Origin of the sequence: Streptococcus sp. Marseille-Q6488, from assembly GCF_946902925.1 — a bacterium.
In the GTDB taxonomy this organism is placed as follows: Bacteria; Bacillota; Bacilli; order Lactobacillales; family Streptococcaceae; genus Streptococcus.
Map to the genome: position 1 here is coordinate 206028 of NZ_CAMPPZ010000008.1, position 12117 is coordinate 218144.

Genomic DNA, 12117 nt, shown 5'->3' on the forward strand with positions numbered 1-12117 from the left:
AGTAGCGATTTAGCTAGTCTAAATTTTTTAAAACAAAGGTCAAAGATAGTCAATATCAGTAATCATAACTAAGTAAACAAAAAGAGGTAAAGAATATGAACAACAACTTTAATAATTTTAACAACATGGATGATTTATTTAACCAATTGATGGGTGGTATGCGCGGATACAGTTCTGAAAATCGTCGTTACTTGATTAATGGACGTGAAGTCACACCTGAGGAATTTGCTCACTATCGTGCGACTGGTCAATTACCAGGAAATGCAGAAGTTGATGGCCAAATGCCACAACATACGTCAGGTATGAAACAAGACGGTGTCCTTGCTAAACTAGGTCGAAACTTGACTGCAGAAGCGCGTGAGGGCAAGCTGGATCCAGTTATCGGACGAAACAAGGAAATTCAAGAAACATCTGAAATCCTCTCACGCCGTACTAAGAACAATCCTGTTTTGGTCGGAGATGCAGGCGTTGGTAAGACAGCTGTTGTCGAAGGTTTGGCACAAGCCATTGTGAACGGTGATGTTCCAGCTGCCATTAAGAATAAGGAACTTATTTCCATTGACATCTCAGGTCTTGAGGCTGGTACTCAATACCGTGGTAGTTTTGAAGAAAACGTTCAAAACCTAGTCAATGAAGTGAAAGAAGCAGGGAATATTATTCTCTTCTTTGATGAAATTCACCAAATCCTCGGTGCAGGTAGCACTGGTGGAGACAGTGGTTCTAAAGGGCTTGCAGACATTCTTAAGCCAGCTCTCTCTCGTGGGGAATTGACAGTGATTGGGGCAACGACTCAGGATGAATACCGTAACACCATCTTGAAGAATGCTGCTCTTGCTCGTCGTTTTAACGAAGTCAAGGTCAATGCTCCTTCAGCAGAGGATACATATAAAATTCTTCAAGGAATTCGTGACCTCTATCAACAACACCACAATGTCATCTTGCCAGACGAAGTTTTGAAAGCAGCGGTGGATTATTCTGTTCAGTATATTCCACAACGTAGCTTGCCAGATAAGGCTATCGACCTTGTCGATGTTACGGCGGCTCACTTGGCAGCTCAGCATCCTGTAACAGATGTGCATGCTGTTGAACGTGAAATTGAGGTAGAAAAAGACAAGCAAGAAAAAGCTGTTGAGTCAGAAGATTTTGAAGCAGCTCTAAACTATAAAACACGCATCGCAGAATTGGAAAAGAAAATCGAAAACCACACAGAAGATATGAAGGTGACTGCAAGTGTCAACGATGTGGCTGAATCTGTAGAACGAATGACCGGTATTCCAGTATCTCAAATGGGGGCTACGGACATCGAACGTTTGAAAGATATGGCTCATCGCTTGCAAGACAAGGTAATCGGTCAAGATAAGGCAGTTGAAGCTGTTTCTCGTGCTATCCGTCGTAACCGTGCTGGTTTTGATGAAGGTAATCGCCCAATCGGTAGTTTCCTCTTTGTAGGACCAACTGGGGTTGGTAAGACAGAGCTTGCTAAGCAATTGGCGCTAGATATGTTTGGAACCAAGGATGCGATCATCCGTTTGGATATGTCTGAATACAGTGACCGCACAGCTGTTTCTAAGCTAATTGGTACAACAGCAGGATATGTGGGTTATGATGACAATAGCAATACCTTAACAGAACGTGTTCGTCGCAATCCATACTCTATCATTCTCTTGGATGAAATTGAGAAGGCTGATCCTCAAGTCATTACCCTTCTCCTCCAAGTCTTGGATGATGGTCGTTTGACAGATGGTCAAGGTAACACTGTCAACTTCAAGAATACGGTGATTATCGCAACTTCAAACGCAGGCTTTGGTTACGAAGTTAACTTGACAGAAGATGCTGATAAACCAGAATTGATGGATCGTTTGAAACCTTACTTCCGTCCAGAATTCCTTAACCGTTTCAATGCTGTTATCGAATTCTCACACTTGACGAAAGAAGATCTTTCTAAGATTGTGGATTTGATGTTGGCTGAAGTCAACCAAACCTTGGCTAAGAAAGACATTGATTTGGTAGTCAGTCAAGCAGCTAAGGACTATATCACAGAAGAAGGTTATGACGAAGTCATGGGTGTTCGTCCTCTCCGTCGCGTGGTTGAACAAGAAATTCGTGATAAGGTGACAGACTTCCACTTGGATCATTTAGATGCCAAACACCTAGAAGCAGATATGGAAGATGGCGTTTTAGTCATTCGTGAAAAAGCCTAATACTCTTCGAAAATCAAATTCAAACCACGTCAACGTCGCCTTGCCGTACTCAAGTACAGCCTGCGGCTAGTTTCCTAGTTTGCTCTTTGATTTTCATTGAGTATAAGACAAAATTTTGAGAATAAAAAAGAAGGAGCCAGCTGAAAAACTGGTTCCTTTTTGTGTTTAAATCACATGACGTTCAAAGGCATCATCTGAAATCCCTTGTTCTAGGATGAGTTTTGCCCATTCTTTAGCAGAGAAGAGGCTGTGATCCTTGTAGTTTCCGCAAGATTCGATGGTTGTTCCAGGGACGTCTTCCCAAGTAGTAGTTTCAGCGATTTCCTTGAGTGAATCCTTGATAACAGCCGCGATTTCAGCACTGGTGTGGCGCCCCCACATAATCATATGGAAGCCTGTACGGCAACCAAATGGTGAACAGTCAATCATGCCGTCAATTCGGGTACGAATGAGTTTTGCCAAGAGGTGCTCGATAGTGTGAAGGCCAGCAGTAGGGATAGAGTCTTCATTGGGTTGCACTAAACGAATGTCATAATTGGAGATGACATCTCCCTTTGGCCCTGTTTCTTCCCCAATCAAGCGAACATAGGGTGCTTTAACAATGGTGTGGTCAAGTTCAAAACTTTCGACAATAACTTCTTTTGACATGGTAAATCCTTTCAGTTTTCTTCTTTCATTATATCATAAAGGTTGCTCCTGAGACAGAGAGAAAACCTCTCCGAGAGTGGAGAGGTTGAAATCTTTATTTACGATACAAGCGGTCGTATTGGTAGTATGGGTCAAAGGTTACATTGATACCCAATTTGCGAAGGACATTCTTGTCTTCATCGGTCAAGATGATGGTTGAGTGGGCTTCGCTTCCTTTGAGGTTGCCAAGTTCTTCCATAGCACGAGCAGCATCAGGATTTTCTGTGGCTGTGATGGCAAGGGCAATCAAAATTTCATTTGAATGAAGGCGTGGATTGCGGCTACCGAGATGATCGATTTTAAGACCTTGGATTGGCTTAACAACTTCAGGTTCGATTAGTTTTACTTCTTTAGCGATGTCAGCTGATTTCTTGATGGCGTTGATAAGAGCAGCTGCTGTAGGGCCAAAGAGTTCTGAGTTCTTACCAGTGACAATTTCCCCAGTTGGCAATTCAAGGGCTAGGGCTGGTCCACCAGTTTCTTCTGCTTTTTGACGTGCAGTAACAGCAACCTTACGGTCTGCTGGTGTGATACCGAGGTCATTCATAAGCAACTCAATTTTCTTGACAGCAGATTCGCCCACTTTTTCGGCTTTGAAATCAAGAACAGTCTGATAGTAGCGGCGGATGATTTCTTGTTTAGAAGCTTCGACAGCAGCTTCATCATCTGTAATAGCGAAACCAACCATGTTGACACCCATATCTGTCGGAGAAGCGTATGGAGATTTACCAAGGATACGTTCTAACATGCGCTTGAGCACTGGGAAAATCTCGATATCACGGTTGTAGTTGACAGTGGTTTCTCCATAGGTTTGAAGATGGAAAGGGTCAATCATGTTGACATCATCAAGGTCAGCTGTGGCAGCCTCGTAGGCCAAGTTGACTGGATGATGAAGGGGAAGATTCCAAACTGGGAAGGTTTCAAATTTAGCGTAGCCAGACTTGATGCCATTGATCTGGTCGTGGTACATATTGGACATACAGGTTGCCAATTTTCCAGAACCAGGTCCAGGAGCAGTTACGACAATCAAGTTGCGACTAGTTTTGATGTAGTCATTTTTTCCCATTCCTTCTGGAGAAATGATATGATCCATATCCGTCGGATATCCTTTGATTGGATAATGAAGATAAGAATAAATTCCGTTTTTCTCAAGCTGGTTGCGGAAGGCATCTGCAGCTGGTTGACCAGCGTACTGTGTGATGACAACGGAGCCAACAAAAATTCCTAATTCATTGAATTTGTCAATCAAACGAAGAACTTCTTGGTCATAAGAAATACCCAAGTCACCACGTGCTTTGGAATGCTCGATATTGCTAGCATTAATAGCAATCACAACCTCAACCTGCTCTTTCAATTCTTGTAAGAGCTTGATTTTGTTGTCAGGCTCATAACCAGGAAGGACACGAGCGGCGTGGAAATCTTCTAACATTTTGCCACCAAACTCCAAGTAGAGTTTGCCGTCAAATTGGTTAATACGCTCCAAAATGTGGTCGCGCTGTAGATTCAAATATTGTTCAGAACTAAAAGCTTGTTTTTTCATTTTTTTACCTCTGACCTCTATTATAATAAAAAAATGGAAGTTAGGAAACTATGGAGTTAAAAAAGTAATCAAAAAGATTAGGCAAACGCTTGCATAAAAATCTGAAAAGTGCTATCATAGACTGTAGATTATTAAAATAATGAGGTAAGAAGATGCAAGAAAAATGGTGGCACAATGCCGTAGTCTATCAAGTTTATCCTAAGAGCTTTATGGATAGCAACGGAGATGGAATTGGCGATTTGCCAGGAATTACCAGTAAGTTAGACTATCTAGCCAAGTTAGGAATTACAGCGATTTGGCTTTCTCCAGTTTATGACAGCCCTATGGATGATAATGGCTATGATATTGCTGATTATCAAGCGATTGCAACGATTTTTGGAACCATGGAGGATATGGACCAACTGATTGTGGAAGCTAAGAAGCGTGATATTCGTATCATCATGGACTTGGTGGTCAATCATACCTCAGATGAACATGCATGGTTTGTCGAGGCCTGTGAAAATCCTGACAGCCCTGAGCGAGACTACTATATCTGGCGCGATGAACCCAACGACCTAGATTCTATCTTTAGTGGATCTGCTTGGGAATATGATGAAAAGTCAGGTCAATACTATCTCCACTTTTTCAGTAAGAAACAGCCGGATCTTAACTGGGAAAATGAAAAACTTCGTCAGAAAATTTATGAGATGATGAACTTCTGGATTGATAAAGGCATTGGTGGTTTCCGCATGGATGTCATTGACATGATTGGGAAAATTCCTGACGAGAAAGTAGTCAATAATGGACCTATGCTCCATCCCTATCTCAAGGAGATGAATCAAGCGACCTTTGGAGATAAAGATCTCTTGACGGTGGGAGAAACTTGGGGGGCAACGCCTGATATTGCCAAGCTCTACTCTGATCCAAAGGGGCAAGAATTGTCTATGGTCTTCCAGTTTGAACATATCGGTCTTCAGTATCAGGAAGGTCAGCCTAAGTGGCACTATCAAAAAGAGCTGAATATCCCTAAGTTGAAAGAGATTTTCAACAAATGGCAGACAGAGTTAGGAGTTGAGGATGGCTGGAATTCGCTTTTCTGGAACAATCATGACCTCCCTCGTATCGTCTCAATCTGGGGAAATGACCAAGAATACCGCGAAAAATCTGCCAAAGCCTTTGCAATCTTGCTTCATCTTATGAGAGGAACTCCTTATATCTACCAAGGTGAGGAGATTGGGATGACCAACTATCCCTTTGAAACACTGGATCAAGTAGAAGATATTGAATCCCTTAACTATGCGCGTGAGGCTCTTGAAAAAGGTGTTCCGCTGGAAGAAATTATGGACAGTATCCGTGTCATTGGACGTGATAATGCCCGTACCCCTATGCAATGGGACGAAAGCAAAAACGCCGGTTTCTCAACAGGTCAACCTTGGTTGGCAGTCAATCCAAACTATCAAGCAATTAATGTTCAAGAAGCGCTGGCAAATCCAGATTCTATTTTCTATACTTATCAGAAGTTGGTCCAAATCCGTAAGGAGAACAGCTGGCTGATTCGAGCTGACTTTGAATTGCTTGATACGGCTGATAAGATCTTTGCCTACATCCGTAAAGATGGCGACCGTCGTTTCCTAGTTGTGGCTAACTTGTCCAATGAAGAACAAGACTTGGCAGTAGAAGGAAAAGTCAAATCGGTCTTGATTGAAAACACCCTAGCTCAAGAAGTCTTTGAAAAACAAATCTTGACTCCATGGGATGCTTTCTGTGTGGAATTGACTGACTAAAATGAGAGAGATTGGGCAAAAACTCGACTTCAGGAGAAAATGAAGTAAATCTTCCCACAATAAAACGCATAGTACCAAGGTTTTCATTGTACTGACTTGATATTATGCGTTTTTTGTTTTAAAGACTTTTTTCCCAGCCTCTTTTTGCTAAAAGTTGTGTAAAAACTCTTTTAAAAACATTTGTTAGAATTTTCTAACAAATTCTACAAGAACTCTTGCATTTATAAAAAAATAGGGTATAATAGTGAAAATACTATTTTGAAGGAGATTATTTATGCAATCGAAAAAGTGGCTCTTAGGAGCAGGAGTGACCTTGAGCACAGCCATTCTTTTAACAGCTTGTGGGAAAAGTGAAAAGAATGCAGATGCTCCCAAAACATTCTCTTATGTTTATGCAGTTGATCCATCATCCTTGGATTATAGCCTTACAAGTAAAAGTTCAACTTCTGACGTAATAGGTAATGTCGTCGACGGTCTTTTAGAGAATGATAAATATGGGAATCTCATTCCTTCTCTGGCAGAGGATTGGTCAGTTTCTAAAGATGGCTTGACTTATACCTACAAACTTCGTAAAGGTGTGAAGTGGTATACTTCTGAAGGAGAAGAGTATGCGGAAGTTAAAGCTCAGGATTTTGTTACAGGTCTGAAACATGCAGCAGACGGAAAATCCGATGGTCTTTCTTTGGTTGAGAAATCCATCAAAGGATTGGAGGCTTATGTTAGTGGTGAGACAAACGACTTCTCAACTGTAGGTGTGAAGGCTCTTGATGATTATACGGTAGAATATACTCTTAATCAACCGGAAAGTTTTTGGAACTCTAAAATAACCACTGCAACCATGCTTCCTGTAAATGAAGAATTTTTGAATGCAACAGGCAAGGATTACGGAGCGCCAACTCCATCAAGTATTCTTTACAATGGCCCATATTTTTTGAAATCTTTGATTTCTAAATCTGTGATTGAATATGAAAAAAATCCTAACTATTGGGATAAGGACAATGTCAAAATTGATAATGTTAAATTGACATTCTATGATGGTTCAGATCAAGAATCCTTAATTCGTAGCTTTACACAAGGTGCCTATACCACTGCACGTCTTTTTCCAGCAAGCTCAAACTTTGAGTCAACTAAGAAAGAGTACGGAGATAAGATTGTCTATAGTCCACAAGAGGCAACAAGCTACTACCTCACTGTGAACGTAAACCGCCAGTCTTACAATAAAACAGCTAAAACAGATGAGTCACAAAAAACATCAACAAAAGAAGCTCTTCTCAATAAGAACTTCCGTCAGGCTCTTAATTTTGCATTTAATCGCCACGCCTATACAGCTCAATTAAACGGTGAAGAGGGTGCGGATAAGATTATTCGTAATAGTCTAGTGCCAGATAATTACGTTCAAGTAGCTGGGAAGACCTTCGGACAGTTGGCTCAGGATGAACTACTGAAATATGGAGAACAGTGGAAAGATGTGACTCTCACAGATGGTAAGGATACAATTTACAATCCAACAAAGGCTAAATTTGCATTTGAAAAAGCGAAGTCAGAATTGCAAGCTAAGGGAGTGAGTTTCCCGATTCATTTGGATGTGCCTGTTGAGCAAACTGATGTAGTTGCGGTTCAACAAACCAATTCGCTAAAACAATCAATTGAAGAAACGCTTGGAACGGAGAATGTCATTATAGATGTTCTTCAAATGACAGATAATGAGAAGGAAAGTATTACTTCTCAAGCTAAAGTTCCAACCCAAAAAGATTATGATTTGAACGGAACAGGTTGGGGACCAGATTACCAAGATCCAGCAACCTATCTCAATATTTTAGATGCTAAGAAGGGTTCTGCCTTGAAACATCTAGGTATAACAAAGGGCAAGGATCCTGAAGTCATGGCGAAAGTTGGCTTGGATGAATACAAGAAGCTCTTGGATGATGCGGCTTCTGAGACAAGTAATCTTGATAAACGATACGAAAAGTATGCCAAAGCACAGGCTTGGGTTACTGATAGTTCACTTCTTATTCCAGTTGCTTCTTCAGGGGGCTCTCCTATGGTTAGTCGTACTGTTCCATTTACCAAAGCTTATTCACAGGTTGGTATTAAGGGGGATCCATTTATTTTTAAAGGAATGGAACTTCAAAATGATATTGTGACAACTAAAGAGTATGATGCGGCCTTCAAAAAGTGGCAAAAGGAAAAACTGGAATCGAATGCTCAGTATCAAAAGGATTTAGAAAAGCACATAAAATAATGTGAATGAGAATCTTGCTTTCGTTAGGTTATCAGTTAATTCATTGATATTTAAATGATAAATCGCATAAAAACAAGGGAGGACTGTATGAAAGATAGAAATCCTTTGTTTTTTTATGACTAAAGTTTATAAACTTTCATTCTCAAAATTAAATTAACTTTACAAATTCCCACTATTTTGGTAAAATAAATATATGTTATAAAAACTAACATAAAGGAGAAAGAAGATGACTACAAAGAAGCGTGTTCTTAGTGCAGGCCTGACTGTTGCGGCTGCTTTGCTTTTAGCTGCTTGCGGACAATCAGGTTCAGATACAAAAACTTACTCATCAACCTTTAGTGGAAATCCAACTACATTTAACTATTTATTAGATTACTATGCTGATAATACAGCTATTATTACTAACCTAGTTGATGGTTTGCTTGAAAATGACAATCATGGGAATCTAGTTCCATCTTTGGCAGAAGACTGGTCTGTTTCAAGCGATGGTCTGACTTATACCTACAAATTGAGAAAAGATGCCAAATGGTTCACGGCTGACGGTGAAGAGTACGCCCCAGTCAAGGCACAAGATTTTGTGACAGGTATCAAGTATGCAGTGGACAATAAATCCCAGGCCATTGACTTGATTCAAAACTCGATCAAGGGCTTGAATGATTATATTACAGGAGCGGATTCTGACTTTTCTAAGGTTGGGGTGAAGGCTATTGACGACCAGACTGTTGAGTATACTTTGGTACGCCCAGAACCTTACTGGAACTCAAAAACAACCAACAGTATTCTTTTCCCGGTAAATGAAGAGTTTTTAAATTCAAAAGGGAAAGATTTTGGGACCCTATCTCCAGATAGCATTCTCTACAGCGGACCTTATTTGTTAAAAGATTTCACATCAAAATCATCTATCGAGTATGTGAAGAATCCGCATTACTATGATCATGACAAAGTATCGATTGAACACGTGAAATTAGCTTACTTTGATGGCTCAGACCAAGAATTGACCATTCGTAACTTTGAAAGTGGAGCCTATTCTATCGCTGGGGTTTATCCAAATAGTTCAAACTTTGCCAAGACCAAGGAGAAATATAAGGATAATATCGTCTATAGCTTGCAGGACAAGACTTCTTGGTATTTCAATTTCAACGTCAACCGCAAGGCCTACAACCATACATCTAAAACGACAGATGAGCAGAAGAAGTCGACTGAGACAGCTGTCTTGAACAAAAACTTCCGCCAAGCAGTGAACTTCGCCTTGGACCGCACAGCCTATTCTGCCCAGTCAAATGGGGAAGAAGCAGCTAGCAAGACCCTTCGTAACACCTTGGTGCCTCCTACATTTGTCCAAGTTGGAGACAAGACTTTTGGAGAGGTAGTCGCTTCTAAATTGGTCAACTATGGCACAGAATGGTCAGGTATTAACTTGGCAGATGCTCAAGATGTCTATTTCAACAAAGAAAAGGCTCAAGCAAAATTTGCGGAAGCTAAAAAAGAATTGACAAGTCAAGGTGTGACTTTCCCAATTCACTTGGATGTGGCGGTTGATCAGACAAGTAAAAATGCTGTGACAGGCATGAACTCAGTTAAGCAGACCCTTGAGTCAGTTTTGGGTGCTGATAACATTGTCATTGATGTTCAGCAACTTTCAACAGATGATTTTAATAACGTAGCCTTCTTAGCGCCAACAGCAGCTGATCGTGACTACGATTTGAACTTTGATGGTTGGGTAGGTGACTATCAGGATCCATCAACTTATCTCAATCCTTTCAATGCAGAGGATGGGTTCTACCTTAAGATTTTTGGACTAGATGCTCAGGAAGATAAAGCTAAGATTGCTAGCTTGGGACTTGATACTTACACCAAGATGCTCAAAGATGCAGATAGCGAAAATAAAGATGTAGCCAAACGCTATGAAAAATATGCTGAAGCACAGGCTTGGATGATTGACAATTCTCTAATCATGTCAGCTATGTCAAGTGGTGGAACAGCATCTGTAACCAAAGTAACGCCATTTACAAGAGGGTATTCACTGGTCGGCATCAAGGGTGACGGAAATAACTACAAGTACATGAAACTGCAAAAAGATACTGTGACAACCAAACAGTATGAAGAAGCTAAGACCAAATGGGAGCAAGAAAGCAAAAAAGCAATCGAAAAAGCCCAAAAAGAAGCAGAAAAACATGTTAAATAGTTAGAAATAGCCTTTTCAAGCAAAATCATAAAGACAAACATCAGTTTTGGTGCTTGTCTTTTTAAATCACTCGGCTATTGAAAACTGAGAAATGATTTGTTTTGTGCTAAAATAGATTGAAATTAATACTAAATGAAAATCAAAGAATAACTGGGAAGTTAGCTAAAAGTACAGCTTTGAGGTGGTAGATAGAACTGATGAAGTCAGCTCAAAATACTGTTCTGAGGTTGCAGATGGACGCTGACGTGGTTTGAAGAGATTTTCGAAGAGTATAAGATTCTCTCTTTTACTATAGTTAAGCAGATGTAAAGATAAATGATAAGGAAGAGACTATGTACGACTATCTAATCGTTGGTGCTGGTTTGTCGGGAGCAATTTTTGCTTATGAAGCAACCAAGCGTGGAAAAAAAGTAAAAGTTATTGATAAACGTGACCACATTGGTGGGAATATCTACTGTGAGAATGTAGAAGGAGTTAATGTTCATAAATACGGTGCTCATATCTTCCATACTTCTAATAAGAAAGTCTGGGATTATGTGAATCAATTTGCTGAATTTAACAATTACATCAACTCGCCTCTAGCTAATTACAAGGGTAGCCTTTATAATCTACCTTTCAATATGAATACTTTCTATGCTATGTGGGGGACAAAAACTCCTCAAGAGGTCAAAAATAAGATTGCTGATCAAACGGCTCATATGAAGGACGTTGAACCTAAAAACTTGGAAGAACAGGCTATCAAGTTAATCGGTCCAGATATTTATGAAAAGTTGATCAAAGGCTACACTGAAAAGCAATGGGGACGTTCTGCGACTGACCTTCCACCCTTTATCATCAAACGTCTACCGGTTCGTTTAACCTTTGATAATAACTACTTTAATGACTGTTATCAGGGTATTCCAATTGGTGGGTATAATGTCATTATCGAAAATATGCTCAAGGATGTTGAAGTAGGACTTGGAGTTGACTTTTTTGCAAATCGTCAGGAATTAGAAGCTTCTGCTGAAAAAGTTGTCTTTACAGGGATGATTGATCAATACTTTGATTATAAACATGGTGAGTTAGAATACCGTAGTCTTCGTTTTGAGCATGAAGTTCTTGATGAAGAAAACTATCAAGGAAATGCTGTTGTCAACTATACAGAACGAGAAATTCCTTATACTCGCATTATTGAGCATAAACACTTTGAGTATGGTACACAAGCTAAAACGGTCATTACTCGTGAATACCCAGCTGATTGGAAACGAGGAGATGAGCCTTATTATCCAATCAATGACGAGAGAAACAATGTCCTGTTTGCTAAATATCAAGAAGAAGCAGCACAGAATGATAAGGTCATTTTCTGTGGACGTTTGGCTGATTATAAATACTATGACATGCATGTGGTCATCGAACGGGCTTTGGAAGTAGTCGAGGAAGAGTTGGGACAATAATGCAAGGATTCTGTCATTTTAGAATCTTTGCTACTTAAGATTTTTAGAAGTAAGGTCAACAAGATT

Annotated in this window: 7 protein-coding genes; 5 read left to right on the forward strand and 2 right to left on the reverse strand. The window is 40.1% G+C overall.

Features of this window, described 5'->3' with window-relative positions:
• Positions 1–95 precede the first annotated feature (95 nt).
• Positions 96–2201 (forward strand): ATP-dependent Clp protease ATP-binding subunit, encoded by a 2106-nt coding sequence (locus OVN23_RS04255; RefSeq protein WP_267240655.1) that lies wholly within the window; start codon positions 96–98, stop codon positions 2199–2201.
• A gap of 165 nt (positions 2202–2366) precedes the next feature.
• Here OVN23_RS04255 and OVN23_RS04260 read toward each other — a convergent pair whose 3' ends face one another.
• Both OVN23_RS04260 and OVN23_RS04265 read right to left on the reverse strand, forming a co-directional pair.
• Positions 2367–2849, reverse strand: coding sequence for an S-ribosylhomocysteine lyase (locus OVN23_RS04260; protein WP_000032562.1), 483 nt, complete (start codon positions 2847–2849; stop codon positions 2367–2369).
• A gap of 94 nt (positions 2850–2943) precedes the next feature.
• Positions 2944–4428, reverse strand: a complete 1485-nt coding sequence (locus tag OVN23_RS04265; RefSeq protein WP_267240656.1) for a DUF1846 domain-containing protein — start codon at positions 4426–4428, stop codon at positions 2944–2946.
• A gap of 152 nt (positions 4429–4580) precedes the next feature.
• On the opposite strand from OVN23_RS04265, the gene OVN23_RS04270 reads away from it, so the two are divergent.
• The 4 genes from OVN23_RS04270 to glf all read left to right on the forward strand — a co-directional run bounded on the left by OVN23_RS04270 (position 4581) and on the right by glf (position 12051).
• Positions 4581–6191, forward strand: a complete 1611-nt coding sequence (locus OVN23_RS04270) for a glycoside hydrolase family 13 protein (RefSeq protein ID WP_267240657.1) — start codon at positions 4581–4583, stop codon at positions 6189–6191.
• Between the two features lie 274 nt (positions 6192–6465).
• Positions 6466–8433 carry a peptide ABC transporter substrate-binding protein gene (locus OVN23_RS04275; RefSeq protein ID WP_267240658.1) on the forward strand — a complete coding sequence of 656 codons (1968 nt, stop codon included), beginning with the start codon at positions 6466–6468 and terminating at the stop codon, positions 8431–8433.
• 226 nt (positions 8434–8659) lie between these two features.
• Positions 8660–10618 (forward strand): peptide ABC transporter substrate-binding protein, encoded by a 1959-nt coding sequence (locus OVN23_RS04280; RefSeq protein WP_267240659.1) that lies wholly within the window; start codon positions 8660–8662, stop codon positions 10616–10618.
• A 332-nt stretch (positions 10619–10950) separates the two neighbouring features.
• Positions 10951–12051, forward strand: coding sequence for a UDP-galactopyranose mutase (gene glf, locus OVN23_RS04285; protein ID WP_267240660.1), 1101 nt, complete (start codon positions 10951–10953; stop codon positions 12049–12051).
• Positions 12052–12117 lie beyond the last annotated feature (66 nt).